Source organism: Providencia sp. PROV255 (genome assembly GCF_028478065.1).
GTDB classification, from domain to species: domain Bacteria; phylum Pseudomonadota; class Gammaproteobacteria; order Enterobacterales; family Enterobacteriaceae; genus Providencia; species Providencia rettgeri.
On sequence record NZ_JAMPMI010000005.1, the window covers coordinates 174,605 to 194,854 of the forward strand.

Below are 20,250 nucleotides of genomic sequence, written 5' to 3' on the forward strand. Positions count from 1 at the left end.
ATAAAAGGAATATATTATGTATGCTACTACAGTACCAAATGTGGCAAGGGATTTTCACGCCAATTTTACACGCGGTGCAAATTACTTTTCTAAAAATAGTAAAACATTTTCAATTACTAATGCATCTGAAACTTTATTGCGCGTAGCAATATCAGACTCAAATTGGTTCTTAAATAAATTAACAATAGCCGATGTAAGTGAAATCAAAGGGGATACAGTTAACCTTGGTGATAGTAGCCTTCATACTGGTCGTTCAATTGAGGAGCGTTTTCATAAGCGTTTAAGCATGGATGCTATTTCTTATACGCTAGAGGAAACGGATACCTGTACGGCTCTTACCTACGAACAGCTTTCGATAATTGCAAATAGCCGTAGTGGTGATGATGAGCACTTTACTAAAGTGATGTCTGATTTGTTCTCTAAAACAGTATCGCTAGACATGATACGTATTGGCTTTAATGGCGAGTTTTGTGGATTTCCAACAAAGCCAGAAAAATATAAACGAGGGCAAGATGTTAACTGTGGTTGGCACACCATAGCAAAATCATTTAATAACGGCTCTCAAATTGTAACGGATCAAATTGTTTTAGGTAAAGACGGTGATTTCCCTAACTTAGATGCCATGGCCAACTTTCTTATTATCAAAAAAATACCCGAAGAGTTCCGTGAAGACCCTAGATTAGTCGTATTGGTTGGCTCAGAACTTGCTGCTTTATACCGTGAAAAATTATTTAGAGGGGCAGATAACGCCGCAGATATTCAGGCAAGTCAAATGGCATTAAGTACGGTTGCGGGGCGATTTGCGATTATTCCTCCGTTTATGCCTGGTCGTCGCTTAGTGGTTACCACATTAGATAATTTGCATATCTATACCCAGAAAAATACACGTCGTTTTCGTGCTGAGTTTGTGGATGACAGAAAAGTCTATGAGCACAGTTATATTAGAAATGAAGGTTATGGCCTTGGCGATGGAAATCTCTATGCTGCGATTGATGAAAATGCCATCCAAATTGAAGAAGGGGTATTTTCATTATGAGTGACCCTCAATTAATAACTAATTGGATTTGTGTTGCTACAGAAGGGCAAACAGTCGATGAGCGTACCATTAAATCTGAATGGTTACAGGAAATGGCTGATACCTATGACCCTAAGTATTACACGGCTTTAATTTGGGAAGAACATAATCGTAATCTTGAGAATTTAGGTGAGGTTATTGATGCAAAAGCCGACATGATGAATGGCAAAATGCAGCTGTTTTTGCGATTAAAACCAACCAAAAAACTAATTAAATACAATGAAGAAGGTCAAAAATTATTTTGCTCAATTGAGATAGAGGAAGACTTTCAAGGAACGAGTATTTTTTACCTTGGTGGATTAGCTGTGACGGATAACCCAGCAAGCATAGGTACGGATAGATTACGTCTAAGAATTAACAACTTATATTTTGCTAATAAAAATTATAGGTATTTATTTAGTGCACCAATGCATTTTAATCTATCAGATGGTTTAACCAAATCTAAAAATAACTGGTTTTCTGCTATCTCTGCGGGGTAAACCCTATGCCCAGATTACTCTGGGCATAGCCTCAAATATCTATTCTTCCCAATTTAAGACATGTTAATTATGAAAATAAAAGGGTTGCATCCGTCTAAACGGTTGGGCTATATTGATCGCACGTTAGCAAAATCTAACGTCGGGATTGGCGTCCTGAATCAGTTACTGGCGACACATGACGCGCCTTGCGTCTTTTTTTGTGTCTATGCCTACGCGCACCTATTAAATGCGGTTTTGTATCGCCCTGATTCTATGGTGGCGTTGGCGGGGCAGCCTTCGGGCTGGCTGGATTCCAGTAACTCCAGTTACGCCAACCCTGTCAACGTCACCACCCCCGAAATTGGCGTTTCAGGTGGTGACTCCTTAACTAAGTTACTGGAGATCATCGTCATGATGGCAACCCCTACCCAAACTCAATTTAAATTCTTATTCTTGAGCATTAAACGTGCTGACATCACAGCAAAACCTTGCCGTCGGGCTGCTATTGCGTCAACTGAAAATGATGCACGAATGCTGCTTGTTCATGATTTCATTTTGCTTTTTGCAGGTCGTTTACCTGTAAGTCAGACAGGGGAATGTTAATCATGAAAAATACAAATCATATCAATGCAGTTATTTCTGCATCGGGCGAAAAACAATTATTAAGAGCCGCGCAAATGACGAGCTTTCTATCTGAATTACTTATTGCTAGCTCTATTAATGGCCAGCGCCATGTCTCAAGTGAGGGAATGGCTGCAATGATGGAATGTTTAGCGGAGCAGGTTGAGTTTGTGATCAGCGAAAGTAGTTTAATGAATAAGGACATAAAACGATGAGTTTACTAAATAGTTCTAATTCATCAACTCTCCCTATTCAGTTACCATCCGTTACCGAGATTATGCGCTCTGCAAATGGGCGCTGGCACTATATTTTAACGAGTTTGGGTGTTTGCGTTCCTGATAATCATAAACATGGCGCTTGCCCGAAATGTGGTGGTAAAGACCGTTTTCGTTTTGATGATAAAAATGGGAAAGGTACATGGTTTTGTAATCAGTGTGGCAGTGGTGATGGGCTGGATTTGCTCAAACTAGTGACAGGAAAAGATACGAAAACCGCTTGTTTTGAAATCAATAAAATATTGCTTTTACCTGAGTTTAGTATGATCACGCCTACCAAAGTAAGAAAATTAAATGTGACTCGGGGCATCGAATTATTTGAAAAGCTGAAAGCATCGTCATGCCTAGGGGAAAGCCAATACTTAACAAATAAGGGCTTAATTAACCATCAATGTTTAATTACCCAGAATTCCTATAAACAAGGTGAATTAACGTTCCCAATTGGCTCAATTTTATTGCCATTGGTCGATAATCAATTTCAGGTTAAAGGTGGGCAACTTATCAGCCCAGAAGGTGATAAGGCATTGTTATCAGGTTCTGGGCTTTCAGGTTCATTTATTGTTGTGTCGGGGGATGCACAAGACACACTTGAGCAAATTGTGATTACAGAGGGCTTTGCTACGGGGTTAAGCCTATCGAAGGTAATTGATACCTTTATTGTGGCCGCTGTTGCGGCTACTAATCTTGTGAAAGCCGCTCAGCAGCTACGGGAACGTTATCCATCGGTAAAAATCATTATTGCGGGTGATAACGATTTTATAGATGGTAAAGAGAATACGGGTAAGGTGTGGGCGGAGAAAGCCGCCAAAGCAGTTGATGGTTGGATCACCTTACCGCCAACTCATTACAAAGCGGATTGGGATGATTACCGACAAGAAAATAGCACGGTCAAAGTCAAAGAAGCATTCTTTGAAGAAATGACATACTGCGGTAAGGATAAAGCCTATTTGCCCCAAGGCTTTAGGCTGACCCAAGAATATTTGTGGTATGACAAACTAGTCAATAAATCGGATGGTGACACCGAGGTCAGAAATATCAAAATCAGCAGCCCGATAAAAGTCACCGCGATCACCTGCGATGCAGACGGCAGTAATTACGGTCGTTTATTGGAATGGGATGATACCTACGGAAATTGCCGTAAATGGGCAATGCCAATGGAAATGTTAAGCGGCAGCGGTGAAGAATTGCGCCGTGTTCTTTTGGTGAACGGGCTTTCATATATCAATATTTCGGGGCAGGCTCGGGCTCATTTAATGGAATATATTTCATTGTGCCGACCAGAGAAAAAAGTCACTTGCGTAAATAAAACGGGCTGGCATGGCAACGTGTATGTGTTGCAGGATGAAGTTGTTGGAACAGGGGCAGATTCTGTTATTTTGCAAACTTCCAGTGTGCAAGGCAAAGATTTTAGGGTAGCAGGCACTAGTGACGAATGGCGGGAGCACATTGGTAAATATTGCGTGGGAAACGCTAGGCTGGCGTTTTCCGTAAGCCTTGCCTTTGCGTCATCATTATTAAAGTTAGTCGGTGTGGGTGGCGGTGGTTACCATTTAAAAGGTGAATCAACAGACGGTAAGACGACCACCATGAAAGTGGCCGCTTCTGTTTGTGGTGGTACCGATTACTGGTACACATGGCGGGCAACAGGTAACGCGCTTGAGGGAACGGCTTGCCGTCGTAATGACGCTACGCTAATGCTGGATGAAATCCGAGAAGTGGACGGACGCGAAGCGGGTAACATTGCTTACATGTTGGCAAATGGCCAAGGTAAAGCCCGTGCAAAAACGGATGGCAGCGTCAGGGAAACGAATCGATGGAATTTACTGTTTCTCTCAACGGGTGAATTGTCATTGGTTGAACATGCGGCCAATGCAGGCGAACGCACTTATGCAGGGGTTGAAGTCCGTATGATACAAATCCCAAGTGATTCAGGTAAACACGGTGTATTTGAGGACTTACATCAATTTGCTAGCGGCAAAGCCTTAGCGGAATACCTAGAGCATGCAGTCACTAAATACCACGGTACCCCATTCCGTGACTGGCTAAAATATCTTACAAATGATCTCACGTTCATCTCAGGTACAGCAAAAACATTATTAAAAGAGTATACCGCTAAAATGATGCCTGAAAATGCAGGTAACCAAGTTGGTCGGGCTATCACCCGTTTTGCCCTTGTTGCGATGGCGGGGGAGATTGCCACAATTGCAGGGATCACAGGCTGGCAGGAGGGCGAAGCCTATATTGCGGCTGAAAAGTGCCTAGTGGCTTGGATGAAAGAGCGGGGGCATACAGCAAATCAGGAAGATATCACTGCCTTAGAGCAAGTGACTGATTTTATCTCACGTAATCAATTTAGCCGTTTTGCGGATTGGTATGATGAGAATAGCCGACCGCTCAATATGATGGGTTTTCGTCGTGTTGAAAAAGGTACGAACAGCCAAGAACCTACGGTGCAGTTTTATGTTCTATCTTCCGCATGGAAAGAAATATGTAAAGGTTATGACTCAAGGAAGGTTGCGCGTTTATGTATTGATAAAGGTTGGTTAGAAGCAGGTAAGGACGGTAGGTCACAAAACAGCATACGCCTACCAGAAATAGGGCTTAAACGTGTTTATTTGTTCAATAGTGACGTGCTGGGCTCTGCCGAATAATAGTAATGAAACTGACCATCTTATATTTGAAGTGTAACAGTGGTAACAAAGGTAACAGTTAGGGATATCAAGGCTTATAGCTGTTACCTGTAAATTAATATGAGTGGTAACAAGAGGTAACGAAAATAGGGCGTTACCTTGTGTTACACGTGATTTTTAAGAAAAGGTAACAAGTTAAATTATTTAAAATCAATGATGTAACCAGTGTTACCACTGTTACCAGTGAAATTGAAAATGGATGTATTTAATAAGCTTTATTCTGGAAGGCATATAAGGCAAAGGGGGATTAGCAATGCGAGTGATGAAAATATACTGCCCTGAGTGTGGTCAGGAAGCCAAAATTAAGAAAATTGATAGGCAGGGTAGGGATAATGCTCATTATATTTATTGTTCGTGCTCTGATTTTGAGTGTGGACACACTTATAGACTAACGCTGACGTTTTCACATTCTATTTATCATAAAAAGCCCGAAGATCAGCCAAAGCAGCTATGTTTTGATGTTATCGAAAATAGAGCCTAACAAAATGTAAATTAAGGTGAATGGTATAAAGGTAATTTTGATATATAACCAAGTAGCGATTATTACTAAGGGGAATTAAATATGTTTAATGAAAAGCGTAATATTCGAATAGAAGTGAGTGACAATAAAAAAGTCATAGAGCTAAGGGGATATACAGAAAAAGAAGCCCACCGTTTGATTGATACGTGGTTAAATAAAGATTTATTAGTTCAAAAAACAAACACTAAAATAAAAAAGTAATTCGTTCATATTTCAGTTTTCTATTTCCTCTCAATCCGCGTAGATACTGGGTTTTCAGTTTTTATGCGGCTCATACTTTCAAGTAAAAATCTCACGTAAAATAGAAAAGTTATTTATATTCAATTAATTATAAACCAATTCACTAGGTGTGATTCACTTGAAAACTGAAATTTATTGAAAATCTTTTCACAGATTTCAGTTTGAGATTTTCGGCAACAACCTAGTATTGGTACGGCTTGGCGATATGTTTTGTAGAATTTTAAAACTGAAATAATTTTATGATCTAAATTGTGCAGGCGGGTGCGGTGTAGTGAATTTTACGTTAGTTATGTTTTGCTTAAGCTTGAACTAATAATATTTTTTGTTATAGTTTGTTTGCGTCAGCGTTCCGCTGATTAATTGCAACCAACAATTGATAATGCTGTTAGCTTATGCTTTAAATCAGATCAGGATTTGGAGCGCCTTATTAGCATAAGGCATGTTCCGTGGGCTCGACCATCGCTGGCAACGGCGAACACATACCGTAGCCAACGGCATATTGCATGTGGTCGTATTGAATGGCGGCTGTTGCTAACAGTAGTTGGTGAAAATTTCGCCATTCTTTCGCACCCTTGATTATGGGTTGACCACATGTGACTTTGCATTCTAAGTATAAATTAAAATGACAAGTAATAAGCCAATAAGTAAATCAAAAAAGCCTATCTTAAACTTAGATGTCTTATCTGCAACATTATCAATAGATAAAGTTGAGCTTCTAAGAGTTGACTCTTTACCTTCTGATGAAAAGTATAAACAAATTACATTAGCCAAAATTGATGGGTCAAAGCGTATAGTTTATTCGTTGAGTGCTGATTTAAGAAAAATTCAAAGTAGGATTAATAAGAGAATTTTTCGTGAACTAATCATCTGGCCCGATTACCTATTTGGCTCTGTTCCGAATGAAAATGATAATGATGACTCAATAAGACGAGATTATGTAGCTTGTGCAGAACTACATTGTGGCGCTAAGTCTATATTAAAGGTAGATATCAAGGATTTTTTTGATCATATTCATCGTGACTTGGTAAAACAAATATTTGAGAATGTTCTAAATATTCATAATGATGCACTAGAGCTTATTACTAATTTATGTTGTAAAGACGATTTTATTGTCCAAGGCGCTCTAACATCAAGCTATATTGCAACTTTATGCTTATTTGACCAAGAACACGAAATTGTTACCCGTACAAGAAGAAATGGTCTAGTTTATACAAGGCTAGTTGATGACATAACCGTCTCATCAAAATTGTCTAATTTTGATTTTTCTCACATACAGATGCATATAGATAATATGCTTGCGAGTAAAGATCTACCAATAAATAAGAGTAAAAGTAAAGTTACTAAGGTTTCAATGGAACCTCTAACCGTTCATGGTTTGAGAGTTGATTTTATTTCTCCTAGGGTTCCTTCGGATGAAGTAAAACGAATTAGGGCTTCATTACATAATTTAAATATGCTAGCTAAAAAAAGTAACTCTCGAACATCAGCTGCATATAGAAAAGAATATAATCGTTGTTTAGGCCGAATAAATAGGTTGGGTAGATTAGGGCATAATAAATATCCTATATTTTTAGAGTCTATAAAAAAGATAATTCCTTTGCCTTCATGGCGAGATGTATTAAAAACAAAAGCTGCTTTAAAAAGCCTAGAGTCCTCTTATTCAAAAGGAAATAAAAATAAATCTTGGTATATAAGAAAGTATGATTTAACATACCATAGAACAGCTATATTAAATAGAAGTCCAGCCTTTAATAAGCTAGTTATTTACATTCGAAATAAATTGAATGGAATAAAACCAGATGAAAGATAAAAAAAATAACAGCATGAAGACAACAGTTGTAATAATTTCGATAATAGCAGGAGTTTCGATTTTATTCTTTTTTATATCAGTTGGTTACACTATATACCTAGAAGGTTTGTATAAAGAGAAATGGAATTTATCAAGCAATGGAATAGATTTTTTTTATAAAAAAATACAGGGCTCTACATCTATAATTACTTCTGCTGTCTGGGCTATAACTTCCATTGTTACTGTTAGTGGAATTATCGTTGCATTAAAAACATATAATTTGAATATTAAAAATAATGCAATAACTAATCATATTTCTCACTTCGAAATGTTTAGGGATTATATTAATTCTGAAATTGACAAGAGAGATATGTTGAATGCGGGTAAAATAAATGTTTTTTGCTTTTACAATTTGATGTTTCCGAACTCAAGGGATGGGAATCTAGAGCTTTCTGATACTTATCAGAAATTTATATCTAGTATTAAAGGAATTATTGAGGATGCTAATTCTTCAATAACTACAGAAACGGGAAATTACGAATATAAAAGGCATCAAAGAGCTATGATAGAAAAGTTGAGTGAGGTCGGAATTATATTAAGTAATGGACCAAAGAATAATTTTATTATTGTTGAAACTGAGATTTTTTCATTTATCGATAATATTAATTCAGCTTTTTCAAGTGTTAAATTGGATGAATTATCAAAGATTAAGAGGGATTATACTTGAAATAGTTTATTATAAAAAATAAGCATAGACCTTCTTCCTTCTAAATACAATGCATGATTATAAATTCCACGGATGGAATTTTTATCAACATGTGCAAGCTGCAACTCAATCCACGCGCTATCAAAGCCTTTTTCATGCAAGATTGTGCTCATCATGTGTCGAAATCCGTGACCTGTCAGCCTACCTTTATAGCCAATTTTGGCGATAACTTTATTCATACTCGCATCACTGATGGGTTTTCGTGCGTCATTACGCCCTGGGAAAAGTAGTGAATAGTTCCCTGAAATAACTTTTAGCTCATCAAGGATCTCTAATATCTGTGGTGAGAGAGGAACTAAATGAGGGCGACGCTTTTTCATTCGTTCTTTAGGTATTTCCCAAAGTGCATTTTCAAAATCAAATTCTGACCATTCCGCGAATCTTAACTCAACAGTTCTAACACCTGTTAGCATTAATAGCTGAGTGGCATATTTCGTGATTTTACTGCCTTGATAGTTATTAAGTGCCTTCACAAAATCAGGGATTTCACTTTCTTGTAGGAATGGAAAATGTTTGGTTTCAGGCTTATTCATTGCACCAGACAAATCAGGGGCAGGGTTATATTTTGCTCGGCCTGTAATAACTGCATACCTAAACACTTCACCACAACGACGGCGAATTTTACTTGCTTGCTCTAATGCCCCACGTTTTTCTATCTTCTGCAATACGGCAAGTAATTCTAATGGCGCTAATTGGTCAATAGGTCGACTACCAATGAAAGGAAAAACATCATTTTCAAAACAACGCAATATCTCGCTCGCATAGCCTTTTGACCATGTAGAACATTTTGATGCATGCCATTCCATCGCAACGGCTTTAAACGTATTTTCAGCAGCGTATTTTTGTGTGATCTTTTCCGATTTGCGGGCATCACTTGGGTCTATGCCATCTGAAAGCTGTTTTTTTGCTTCATCTCTTTTTCTTCTGGCATCGGCTAAAGAAATTTGTCCATACACACCAAATGAGATCATTTTAGGCTTGCCAGCAAAGCGATAACGAAACCGCCAACCCTTGGAACCATTGGGCTCAATGAGAAGGGATAAGCCATTGCCATCATTTAGGGTGTAAGCCTTATCTTTAGGCTTAGCTTTACGAATTTGGATATCAGTGAGCAGCATAATGTGTATAGTTTTTTTATCGAACCTAGACCTATACACAATACTATACACATTAGTACTTAGATTCCACTAGAAGTTACTAGACCTTCTTGGAAGTCAAAATAATTAATTGTTTGTTTTTATTTGAAAAATTGGAAGTCTTGAGAGGTCTTTAGAAGTGGTGATGGTGTCCCCTGCAGGAATCGAACCTGCAACTAGCCCTTAGGAGGGGCTCGTTATATCCATTTAACTAAGGGGACTTTTGGTGTCAAAATTACGACAGCGAGGGCATTTTACTGTTCAGACCTAATTGAATCAAGTTGTTACGGGCAAATAATCGAATTTATCTGCCATAAATTTTTTTTTGACTGTTTTTTATTCGAAAGTAGGGAGGTTGTCATTTTTAAAATTGAGTGAGGGAGTATTTCTGTTTTGTACTAATTGTTCAATTTTCTTATAATAAGAATATGATTAAATGGCTTATAATTAGTCTTTAAGATAATCAAATAACTCAAAAGGATTAACATAATTCTTTTTTTAGCCTTACTATAAGCAAAATATTTATTACAGTGGAAAGTACCGTAGTAGGACGGTGCAGGGAATGGAGAAATGTTATGAAGTTTCGCATGACGGGTGTTTTTCTGGCAGGGGTGCTGATTGCAGGTTGTGCTAGTAGCATTGACCCAGAAACACATGAGCGTTCAGACCCTTTAGAGGGGTTCAACCGAGCAATGTTTAATTTCAACTATAACGTCCTTGACCCTTATGTCTTGAGGCCTGTAGCGGTTGCTTGGAATGATTATGTCCCGATGCCTGCCCGAAATGGATTAACCAATTTTTTCGTTAACCTTGAAGAACCTGCAAGTATGTTAAATAGTTTTTTGCGTGGTGAAGTGACTCAAGGTTTCAAACATTTTAACCGCTTTTTCCTTAATACCGTCTTTGGTATGGGAGGCTTGATTGATGTTGCATCAATGGCCAATCCTCAGCTAGTTAAAGAAGAACCCAAACGCTTTGGTAATACCTTGGGTTATTACGATGTGGGCTATGGTCCCTATGTGGTGCTACCGGGATATGGTAGTGCAACACCAAGGGAACAAGGTGGTGATTTAGTTGATGATTTATATCCAATGTTAAGCTATCTCACATTCTGGATGTCAGCAGGTAAGTGGGCACTGGAAGGAATTGAAACTCGTGCAAGGTTGTTAGATTCAGATGGATTGCTGAAAAACTCTTCAGATCCGTACTTAATGATGCGAGAAGCCTATTTCCAACGTAATGACTTCTTATCAAGTGGTGGTGCGTTAAAAGCAACAGAAAACCCAAATGCAGCAGCGATTGAAGACCAGCTTGATTCGATAGATTAGTAAATTGAATTGTTTTGGAAGGTTTATCACTCTCTTGCATTAGAACAATACTAGAGAGTGATAAATAGAAAGCTAATCATTGTCTCTTTTTCCTCGTTGGGAGATAGTGTCAATCAGGGCGATTACCCCTAATACACCAATAAAACCTACAGTAAACAGTGTTCCCATAAAACCTCCTAAGTTTTCGTCATTGTTGCCTCTTTTACATGCCTTCACGGCCGTAGTCAATAATAGAATATAGCGTGATTAATATAGTTTGATGAAAAGCCATATATTAGTGGGTGTCATCAGTATAAATTATGCTATTGGGTTGTAGTTGCAAATAAGAACATTCAGAGAATGAATGATAATCTAATGAAATATAAAGCAAATTATCTCAAAAATGAGGTTGTATCTATTTTATAAAGAAATGGTAAAGTGAATTATATGCTTAACATTTAATTTACATATGATGTGGGTTAGGGTCAAGAAAATTTATGTTAAGTTTTGAAAATTAGTGGGATGAGATAGTTGAAGTTGAAAATAGTATCAGGGAGGGAACTCCCTGATACTGAAAATTCAATTAATTAGAATGTATAGTTGAAGTTCACACCATATAACCAAGCGGAACCTTCAGATTTGAAATGATATGCAGGAAGAACACTTTCAGGAATATCTTCACTTAACCGTTCCTTGATATCAACTTTCTTACCGTGCATGTAGGAGATACCGACATCAACAGAAGCATTTTCATTGAATGCATAAGTGGTACCAGCACTTAACCAGTAACGATCTTGGTCAGGTATAGAAATTGAACGGTAATCAGAGCGTACAGGTGTTTGGTCGTAGGCAATACCTGTACGGAATGTCCAGTTTTCATCATAGAAATAAGTGGTACCCAGTGCTAAACGCCATGCATCTTTAAAGTGTTCAGGTTTATGGAATAACTGCTCACCGTTACTTTTTCTGTAGGCGGTTAATTCTTTAAATTCACTCCAGCCAGTATAGGCAACGCTGTAGTGTAGAGCCCACTTAGGTGCAACTTTATGGTAGCCAGAGAATTCCCAGATATCAGGTAAATTAAGGTCTAACTTACCTTTGATTTTTTCACCACCTGTACCATTTAATTGAGTTATTGCTTTTGGTATGTCATTGGAATATTTGCCATCTTCAAACTTAACTTTAACTTTTGAACGGTAACTTAGGCTTAAACGGTTATCATCATTGATTTCATATAAAATACCCGCATTCCAACCATAACCCCAGTCATCGCCTGTTAATTTGGCCATGGTAGTGCTAGCTGGGAATTGAGGTAAACCTAATTTAGGTGCTAAAGTACCTAGATCTCCCGCATGACGGGTAATTTCAGCATCGGCATACACGGCATTCACGCCCAAGCCAAAACTAAAATTATTATTTACACGGTATGCTCCACTTAAGTTTAGATTAACTGTTTTTAAGTCTGTCTTACCGCCTATAGGGCCTGCTGCATAATTTTTATTAAAATCAGTGGCTAAACCAAAGTTGGTGGTCATTGACGTACCGACTGCCCATTTGTCATTAACTGGGAATATAAAGTGTGCATTGGGTACAACAGCACTTGGTGCAATGTCATTTGCGGTGGTATTGCTACCGAGAAGTGAACCGCCTTTGCCTTTAATATCAACACTTGGGTCAATATAAACGGCACCAATAGAAAGAGAAGGGCGATCAAACAACATCATGGCAGCAGGGTTTCGACTTCCCTCACTTGCGTTGTCGCCCATCGCACCAGCTCCCGAAAACGCGCGTCCCAGTGCGGATGTAGAATATTCATTAAGCAAAAAACCAGCCGCGCCTGCGTTGGATGATACAATTGCCACTGCTATTGCTAAAGCTGATCTAGAGAACAGGTTTTTCTGGCTCATGACCAAAACCCTCTTATGTTTTATTTTGAATAAAGCGACTTCTATCGCAAGAAGCGCAGAATTGTAGGGTCCCTTGCCGTTATGACAAATCAGACCAGTTACTAGAGTATAGGTCTGACCACCTGATATGTTGCAAGCTTGTTTTGCTATTATTGTGATATTGTTTTCAAAAATGCGACATATTTAACAAAATGGCAACATGAGCGGATAAATTGAGAACAATAAGTATGCGAATACGGGGTAAGATCAAACTTATGTTTAATTATTAGCGATATATTTTGATACACACTAGTTTTTAGCACTTTTTCAGCGTTATGATAGTGACTTAACAGTTTGTTTATTTGGAGAGTAAAATGACTGATGCGATTAACCGTTGTAGCGCGGATGAAACCGCAGCCTGCTGCTGTGTAGATGTGGGAACAGTATTGGATAATAAAGACTGTACTGCGTCGTATCAGCATGTTTTCGCTACACAAGGTGAAGCTGAAACCATGCTGAAAACACTCACAGAAAAAGCAAAATCTGTTGAGTCTGATCCTTGTGTCATAACCCATTCTATTAAGCCTGTAGAGGGTGGTGTTGAGCTGACGGCTGAATTTAGTTTTAGCTGTGAAGCAGAAAGCTTAATTTTTCAGTTAGGCCTTCGTTAATCAAACGTTTGAATTTGCTCTGATTTGCCTTTTATCGCTAAAACGGTGGTCTGATTAACACTCAGTGATAAAAGGCTTCCTTCATCCCCCTCGTTTTCCCTTACTGCAATTTGTTGCATTTTTACTCTAAGTTGCGTACCTGCTCGCATTTTTTATTAATACCCATTGATAATTGTGAATTTTATGTTAACAATCATTACAGGTCAGACCTCTTTATCCGGTTAGTGAGTGAGTTAACTATAATTTTCATTTTTGCTTTAGCAGGAGCGACCATGAATCAACATCTCCACCATGGTGAAAATACAGATAAAACAAATGAAAGGATCGCCATTGTCAGTGGTCTACGCTTGCCTTTTGCAAAGCAATCTACGGCATATGCAGGAATTCCAGCAGTCGATTTAGGTAAAGCGGTAGTTGCTGAGTTATTAGCCCGTAGTGATTTAGACAAAAACCTCATTGAGCAACTGGTATTTGGGCAAGTGGTACAAATGCCAGAAGCGCCTAATATTGCGAGGGAAATTGTTCTCGGAACAGGTATGAGCGTTTCGACGGATGCTTATAGTGTATCTCGAGCGTGTGCAACTAGTTTTCAAGCAATTGTTAATGTTGCACAAAGCATGATGGTAGGTGATATTTCTATCGGTATTGCTGGCGGGGCGGATTCATCTTCTGTGCTTCCTATTGGCGTATCAAAAAAATTGGCAGAGACATTGTTAGCTTTAAGTAAAGCAAAGTCTGTTGGGCAAAAATTATCACTGTTAACGAAATTACGCTTGAAGGATTTAGCGCCTGTCGCACCGGGTGTTGCGGAATACTCTACGGGGCTACGCATGGGGGATACCGCGGAGCAAATGGCGAAAAGTTATCAGATCAGCCGAGCCCAGCAAGATGAACTCGCTCATCGTTCGCATATGTTAGCGGCAAAAGCTTGGGAAAATGGCGCTTTAAATGATGAAGTTATGACTGCCTATATGCCTCCCTTTAAGCAAGCATTTTCCCAAGATAACAATGTGCGTACAAACTCAGTTTTGTCTTCTTATGCGAAATTAAAACCCGCATTTGACCGCAAGCACGGTAGCGTTACTGCAGCAAACAGCACGCCGTTGACGGATGGCGCCGCTGCGGTATTGATGATGACAGAGTCTCGAGCGAAATCACTGGGTTATACACCGCTTGGCTATATTCGAAGTTATGCGTTTTCCGCAATAGACGTATGGGAAGATATGCTATTAGGGCCTTCTTATGCCACTCCACTCGCTTTAAAACGTGCAGGGTTATCGTTGCAAGATCTATCCCTGATTGACATGCATGAGGCCTTTGCTGCGCAAACACTTGCTAATTTAAATATGTTTGGTAGCCGTAAATTCGCACAAGAGAAACTGGGAATGGATCACGCCATTGGCGAAGTGGATATGGACAAATTTAATGTCTTAGGCGGTTCTATTGCTTATGGGCACCCATTTGCGGCTACAGGCGCACGAATGGTGACACAAACTTTAAATGAGTTACGTAGACGCGGTGGTGGGTTTGGGTTAACAACAGCTTGTGCTGCGGGTGGTTTAGGTGCAGCAATGATTTTAGAGGTGGAATAATGGCTCAAAATTCTGCTATAGAAGTTACAAGAGAAAAAACACAACAGGCCTTTAGCTTAGAAATTTATGACGAGAATGTGGGGGTTATCTTCATTGATGTCCCCAATGAAAAAGTAAATACACTAAAAGCGGAGTTTGCGGAACAATTTCTGGCGATTTTACAACAAGCGCAGTCTACCTCTGGTTTGAAAGGGCTAGTTATTACCTCAGGAAAAAAAGACAATTTTATTGCAGGCGCTGACATTAGCATGATAGCAGGCTGTGAAAATAAGTCCCAAGCCAGTGAATTGTCAAAAGCAGGTCATGTACTGTTTGATAAAATCGATAACTACCCATTGCCTATTATTGCTGCGATACATGGTGCGTGTTTAGGGGGTGGGCTAGAGCTTGCTTTGGCATGTCATGCGCGGGTTTGCTCCAATGATGATAAAACGAAATTAGGCTTGCCTGAAGTACAATTGGGGCTATTACCTGGCTCCGGGGGAACTCAGCGTTTACCTCGGTTGATTGGTATTCCGCATGCATTGGATTTAATGCTGACAGGCCGCCAGCTAAAAGCTAAACAGGCGCTGAAAATAGGGTTGGTTGATGATGTGGTTCCAGAGCCTATTTTACTCGACGTTGCGGTGAAAATGGTGAAAAAAGGGGGCGTTCAGCGTCCAGCTATCCATTGGCAACAGCGTTTATTAAGCAGCAAATTACTACGTAATAAAGTGTTTGAGAGTGCCAAACAAAAAACACTCAGCAAAACTAAAGGCCATTATCCAGCCCCAGAAAAAATTATTCATATCGTAAAAACAGGTATGAATAAAGGTTTGCAAGCAGGCTATGCGGAAGAAGTGAAAGCTTTCGGTGAGCTCGTGATGACACCAGAGTCTGCTGCATTACGTAATTTATTTTTTGCGGTTACCGCATTAAAAAATGACACAGGGGCACAAGCAACGCCATTGAAGATTAATCAAGTTGGTGTGCTTGGTGGCGGGTTGATGGGCGGTGGAATTGCTTATGTCACCGCTTTTCAAGGTAAATTACCCGTCCGTATAAAAGATATTTCAGACAAAGGCGTCACACAGGCCTTGCGCTATAGCTGGGATCTACTGACCCAGCGAGTTATCAAGCGGCGGTTATTAGCCCGAGAACGTGCAGCTGTTATGGCTAAGGTATCAGGCACATTAAATTATCAAGGGCTTGAAAATGCGGACATCGTGATTGAAGCGGTATTTGAAGATTTAGCACTGAAACAAAAAATGGTTGCTGAAGTTGAGAAGATGTCGAAACAGCAAGTTATTTTTGCTTCTAATACATCATCTTTACCTATTCACCAAATTGCACAGAAAGCGATTCATCCCGAAAAAGTGATTGGCTTACACTATTTTAGTCCCGTCGATAAAATGCCTTTAGTTGAAGTGATCCCTCATCAACAAACAGATGAAACTACAATTGCGACAGTGGTTGCTTTAGCAAAACGCCAAGGTAAAACAGCGATTGTTGTGGGGGATGATGCAGGTTTCTATGTAAATCGCATTTTAGCGCCATTCTTATGTGAAGCAGCGCAATGCCTTGTTGAAGGTGAATCAATAGAACACATTGATCGTGCTTTAGTTGAATTTGGCTTCCCTGTTGGGCCATTTAATTTGTTGGATGAAGTGGGCATTGATGTAGGAACAAAAATTTTACCGATTTTAGTTGAACGTTTTGGTGAGCGTTTTAAGGCGCCTGATATCCTCGACAAAGTGGTTAAAGATGACCGTAAAGGTAAGAAAAACGGCAAAGGTTTTTATGAATATGGTCATCACACCAATAAGTTGTGGTTTTGGAAAAAAGCCAGTAAACGTCAAGTTGATAAAACCATTTATTCACTAATTGAAATGGTTCCCAACAATAAACTGACTAAAGCGGATATTGCACAGCGCTGTGTCATGATGATGCTTAACGAAGCTGCCCGCTGCCTTGATGAAAACATCATTAGAAATGCTCGTGATGGGGATGTGGGAGCGGTATTTGGTATCGGTTTCCCGCCCTTCTTTGGTGGTCCGTTTAGGTATATGGATAGCCTAGGGATTGCAAAAACGGTGGAAACTCTGAATAACCTCGCCGTGAAATATGGTGATAAATTCCAGCCTTGTGAATTGCTATGTGACATGGCAGAGAATAATCGAACCTTTTTTTCTACCAAGGTAGAAGGTGGGGTTGATGTAATAAAACCAAGTAATGAACAATAATGGCGCGGTAAGCTAGCCTATTAGCTGTTTGTTGCTTTTTTAATAAAACCAATCAATGCCTGATACCAAACATATTTTTGGTTATCAGGCTCTTTTACGTAAAGCTCGTATGATTAGAATAAATCATTATATTAAATTTAACTAATTGATAATAAATACTAAAATTTAACATGCGACATGGACTGCTAAAAAAACATACACAAAAATTTACTCAAATCATTTTCTTTGTTGATCATTTCATGCAGAATCACATTTCACCCAACTGATGGTTACTTTTACAACAATTAGCTTAACAACAAAAGAATAACCTCCTTAATCAGGTAGGTTACTCAGATGGTGGATTATGCAAGTTTATATTATGCGTCACGGTGATGCAGCGATACACGCGCCTAGCGATGCTGAGCGCCCATTGACACAAAAGGGAAAAGACGACTCAGTATTGATGGCTCAATGGCTACAGAATCAAGGTATTAAAATTGATTCGGTGTTAGTGAGCCCCTATTTAAGAGCAGAACAAACTCGGCAAGTTGTGAGCCAGCACCTTGATTTGCCAGCAAAGTCAGAAGTTTTAGGGCAATTAACGCCAGGAGGGAATGCCGCATTTGTGGCTGACCATATTCGGGATATTGCTGTGCTAGGCGCAAATGCGATATTGGTTGTATCTCATTTGCCACTGGTTGGCTATTTAGTGTCGGAGTTGTGCCCACATAAAGAACCACCAATGTTCACGACATCAACAGTGGCATGTGTTGACATTGATGTGGCTCATCAAAAAAGTCAGTTTGAATGGATGTTGAGCCCATCTCAATTGCTATTTGCTAAATAATACAGAACAACATGAGCGCTTAGCGGCGAGCGCTCTCAGCAGTTTCTATAAGCAGCAATAAGGCTGCATTACCGCCCCATTCTTTAGGTGCTTGGTGAAAAGCAATAATATCAGGATGTTGGGCAAGCCAAAGTGGTGTTTGCTGCTTTAAAACATGTTTACCATGGCCGTGCATAATGCAGGCGCAATAGACATTTTCACGCTTACAGGCCGCAATGAGCGCGCCAATTTCTTGCTTTGCTTCCATTTGTGTTAAGCCATGTAAATCTAAAAACAACTCCGGAGCGTAATCGCCGCGGCGAAGTTTTTTTAATTCATAAGGGTTAGCATCGGGCCTTAAATAACGCGTTGGGCCTTCATTTTCAAGTTGAGGTTGAAATTCATCTGAAAAATAAAAGGAGGCGTCAACCTGTTCCTGTATGACTTTTTTATTAGATGGTTGTGTCACTTTGGCGCGGACAGGTGCGTGCAGGACTTGGTCCTGACGGATTTTTTTTGCTCCATTAATGGCTTCTTTGAAAAGACGAATATCTTCATCTTCTAGACCAAATTTTTTCTTCATAATTTTACTAATATGTTTTTGTGATTAATTTTTCTGGTTGGTAGTGTAACTCATTTTTGATGAATGGTCATAATCGTAGATTGTTCGTGCGAAGTAACATATTTATAACCTTTTTACAGGTAAGCATTGACAAAAGGGGACTTGCTAGTCTAATTGTATATACATATCTATACGATTTATTAATGCAATGAATAAAACTGAATTCAACAACAATAGGAAAAACGATGGTATTCAAAACACACTCTCGGGATGTCGTTTGGCGTAATGGCCGTATTGCCACTATGGACCCAGTACTATCAGCTCCTTATGGACTGATTAATCACCATGATTTAGTTGTTCGTGATAATAAAATAGTTGCAATTGTTCCTACTCAAAATATTGAATTGAATGACTGCGAACTTATTGATGTTGAAGGTAAATTAATAACCCCTGGATTAATCGATTGCCATACACATTTAGTTTTTGGCGGTGACCGAGCTTCTGAATGGGAACAGCGAATGAATGGGGTTTCTTATGAAACTATTAGTGCGCAAGGTGGCGGAATTAATTCGACTGTACGTGAAACCCGCAAAATGAGCGAGAACGAATTATTTGAGCGGGCAAAGCCAAGGCTCGAAGCATTAATTCAAGAAGGTGTCACAAGTATTGAAATGAAATCAGGCTATGGGCTCGACTATGAAAATGAAGAGAAACAATTATTAGTCGCAAAGCAGTTATCTGCACAATATCCTATTTCAGTCAGTTCAACATTGCTTTCTGCTCACACCGTCCCCGCTGAATATAAAGATAAACCTGATGAATATATTGATTTGATTTGCCAAAAAATCATGCCTGAATTATGGGAAAAAGGCTTGTTTGAGGCAGTAGATGTCTTCTGTGAAAGTGTGGGGTTTTCCCTCGCTCAAAGTGAAAAGTTATTTTCAGCGGCTCAGAAATTAGGGATCCCAGTAAAAGGGCATGTGGAGCAGTTATCAAACTTAGGTGGGAGCGAACTGGTTGCCCGCTACAAAGGTTTGTCGGTTGACCATATTGAATATTTGGACCTAGAAGGGATTAAAGCACTTAAAGCGAGCGGAACCGTAGCCGTCTTATTACCGGGGGCATTTTATTTTTTACGGGAAACCAAACTACCACCAATTGAGCTGTTACGGGAACATGACGTTCCTATGGCGGTTTCAACAGATTTTAACCCAGGAACCAGTCCTTTTGCCTCATTGCGTATTATTATGAATATGGCGGCCGTATTATTTAAACTGACACCTGAAGAGATATGGGCTGGGGTGACACGTAACGCGGCTAAAGCGTTAGGCCGTGAAAATAGCCATGGACAATTGAAAGCGGGCTTTATTGCGGATTTTGTTGTGTGGAATGCGCAAGAGCCCGTAGAAATGATTTATGAACAAGGGAGTAACCCACTGTTCATCAGAGTACATGAAGGCAAAATTACCCATCGTAATGGGTGAAATGGGTGAGTCGCTGTTTTAACTATAACAATAATGAATAGCGGTGAATGAGGTTGTTTGCCGCTTTTGACCCTAAAAGTTTGCTGTTTTTTGTTTGTTTTTATTAAAATTGCATCGTTTAATTATGTTAATGCTTAATAATTAAGCATGA

19 protein-coding genes and 1 tRNA gene are annotated in these 20,250 nt (G+C 39.3%); 15 read left to right on the forward strand and 5 right to left on the reverse strand.

Going from position 1 to position 20,250, the window contains the following annotated elements; all coding sequences use genetic code 11:
* The first annotated feature begins 16 nt into the window (after window positions 1–16).
* From PR725_RS04525 to PR725_RS04565, 9 genes are all read left to right on the forward strand, one after another.
* A complete protein-coding gene (locus PR725_RS04525) occupies window positions 17–1,036 on the forward strand; it encodes a P2 family phage major capsid protein (protein ID WP_210855979.1) in 1,020 nt (339 codons plus the stop codon).
* Window positions 1,033–1,554, forward strand: coding sequence for a GPO family capsid scaffolding protein (locus PR725_RS04530; RefSeq protein ID WP_272567790.1), 522 nt, complete (start codon window positions 1,033–1,035; stop codon window positions 1,552–1,554). Before PR725_RS04525 ends, PR725_RS04530 begins: the two co-directional genes overlap by 4 nt.
* 69 nt (window positions 1,555–1,623) lie before the next feature.
* Window positions 1,624–2,136 carry a host cell division inhibitor Icd-like protein gene (locus tag PR725_RS04535; protein WP_272567792.1) on the forward strand — a complete coding sequence of 171 codons (513 nt, stop codon included), beginning with the start codon at window positions 1,624–1,626 and terminating at the stop codon, window positions 2,134–2,136.
* A 2-nt stretch (window positions 2,137–2,138) separates the two neighbouring features.
* Window positions 2,139–2,369: a hypothetical protein gene (locus PR725_RS04540; protein ID WP_272567794.1), complete on the forward strand. Its 231-nt coding sequence runs from the start codon at window positions 2,139–2,141 to the stop codon at window positions 2,367–2,369.
* A gap of 35 nt (window positions 2,370–2,404) precedes the next feature.
* Window positions 2,405–5,080, forward strand: a complete 2,676-nt coding sequence (locus tag PR725_RS04545; protein ID WP_272567937.1) for a DUF927 domain-containing protein — start codon at window positions 2,405–2,407, stop codon at window positions 5,078–5,080.
* Between the two features lie 301 nt (window positions 5,081–5,381).
* A complete protein-coding gene (locus tag PR725_RS04550) occupies window positions 5,382–5,600 on the forward strand; it encodes an ogr/Delta-like zinc finger family protein (RefSeq protein ID WP_442959423.1) in 219 nt (72 codons plus the stop codon).
* An 81-nt stretch (window positions 5,601–5,681) separates the two neighbouring features.
* The gene (locus PR725_RS04555; protein ID WP_272567796.1) at window positions 5,682–5,840 is read left to right on the forward strand and encodes a hypothetical protein; all 159 of its coding nucleotides are present in this window, start codon (window positions 5,682–5,684) and stop codon (window positions 5,838–5,840) included.
* Between the two features lie 661 nt (window positions 5,841–6,501).
* Window positions 6,502–7,689: a reverse transcriptase family protein gene (locus PR725_RS04560; protein WP_272567799.1), complete on the forward strand. Its 1,188-nt coding sequence runs from the start codon at window positions 6,502–6,504 to the stop codon at window positions 7,687–7,689.
* Window positions 7,679–8,395 carry a retron Ec48 family effector membrane protein gene (locus PR725_RS04565; protein WP_272567802.1) on the forward strand — a complete coding sequence of 239 codons (717 nt, stop codon included), beginning with the start codon at window positions 7,679–7,681 and terminating at the stop codon, window positions 8,393–8,395. The genes PR725_RS04560 and PR725_RS04565 overlap by 11 nt, the downstream gene beginning before the upstream one ends.
* On the opposite strand, the gene PR725_RS04570 is transcribed toward PR725_RS04565, so the two are convergent.
* Window positions 8,386–9,552: a tyrosine-type recombinase/integrase gene (locus PR725_RS04570; RefSeq protein WP_272567805.1), complete on the reverse strand. Its 1,167-nt coding sequence runs from the start codon at window positions 9,550–9,552 to the stop codon at window positions 8,386–8,388. The genes PR725_RS04565 and PR725_RS04570 overlap by 10 nt on opposite strands.
* Before the next feature lie 164 nt (window positions 9,553–9,716).
* Window positions 9,717–9,791, reverse strand: a tRNA-Arg gene (locus PR725_RS04575).
* A 354-nt stretch (window positions 9,792–10,145) separates the two neighbouring features.
* Between PR725_RS04575 and mlaA the strand changes: the two genes are divergently transcribed.
* The gene (mlaA, locus tag PR725_RS04580) at window positions 10,146–10,898 is read left to right on the forward strand and encodes a phospholipid-binding lipoprotein MlaA (RefSeq protein ID WP_004912414.1); all 753 of its coding nucleotides are present in this window, start codon (window positions 10,146–10,148) and stop codon (window positions 10,896–10,898) included.
* A 566-nt stretch (window positions 10,899–11,464) separates the two neighbouring features.
* Here the strand turns inward: mlaA and fadL are convergent.
* Entirely contained in the window at window positions 11,465–12,784 is a 1,320-nt protein-coding gene (gene fadL, locus PR725_RS04585) for a long-chain fatty acid transporter FadL (RefSeq protein ID WP_272567807.1), read from the reverse strand.
* A gap of 353 nt (window positions 12,785–13,137) precedes the next feature.
* Here fadL and PR725_RS04590 point away from each other — a divergent pair, with 353 nt between their 5' ends.
* Window positions 13,138–13,434: a YfcZ/YiiS family protein gene (locus PR725_RS04590; RefSeq protein WP_004912408.1), complete on the forward strand. Its 297-nt coding sequence runs from the start codon at window positions 13,138–13,140 to the stop codon at window positions 13,432–13,434.
* On the opposite strand, the gene PR725_RS04595 is transcribed toward PR725_RS04590, so the two are convergent.
* Window positions 13,431–13,553 (reverse strand): hypothetical protein, encoded by a 123-nt coding sequence (locus PR725_RS04595; protein ID WP_255456667.1) that lies wholly within the window; start codon window positions 13,551–13,553, stop codon window positions 13,431–13,433. The genes PR725_RS04590 and PR725_RS04595 overlap by 4 nt on opposite strands.
* A gap of 153 nt (window positions 13,554–13,706) precedes the next feature.
* Here PR725_RS04595 and fadI point away from each other — a divergent pair, with 153 nt between their 5' ends.
* From fadI to sixA, 3 genes are all read left to right on the forward strand, one after another.
* Window positions 13,707–15,026 (forward strand): acetyl-CoA C-acyltransferase FadI, encoded by a 1,320-nt coding sequence (gene fadI, locus PR725_RS04600; protein WP_110732010.1) that lies wholly within the window; start codon window positions 13,707–13,709, stop codon window positions 15,024–15,026.
* On the forward strand, window positions 15,026–17,248 hold the full coding sequence (gene fadJ, locus PR725_RS04605) for a fatty acid oxidation complex subunit alpha FadJ (RefSeq protein ID WP_272567813.1): 2,223 nt from the start codon (window positions 15,026–15,028) through the stop codon (window positions 17,246–17,248). Before fadI ends, fadJ begins: the two co-directional genes overlap by 1 nt.
* A gap of 343 nt (window positions 17,249–17,591) precedes the next feature.
* Window positions 17,592–18,074, forward strand: a complete 483-nt coding sequence (sixA, locus tag PR725_RS04610; protein WP_109911525.1) for a phosphohistidine phosphatase SixA — start codon at window positions 17,592–17,594, stop codon at window positions 18,072–18,074.
* A gap of 19 nt (window positions 18,075–18,093) precedes the next feature.
* Here sixA and smrB read toward each other — a convergent pair whose 3' ends face one another.
* A complete protein-coding gene (smrB, locus tag PR725_RS04615) occupies window positions 18,094–18,636 on the reverse strand; it encodes an endonuclease SmrB (protein ID WP_004912393.1) in 543 nt (180 codons plus the stop codon).
* 224 nt (window positions 18,637–18,860) lie between these two features.
* On the opposite strand from smrB, the gene hutI reads away from it, so the two are divergent.
* Window positions 18,861–20,099, forward strand: coding sequence for an imidazolonepropionase (gene hutI / locus PR725_RS04620; protein ID WP_117162401.1), 1,239 nt, complete (start codon window positions 18,861–18,863; stop codon window positions 20,097–20,099).
* Window positions 20,100–20,250: the final 151 nt, after the last annotated feature.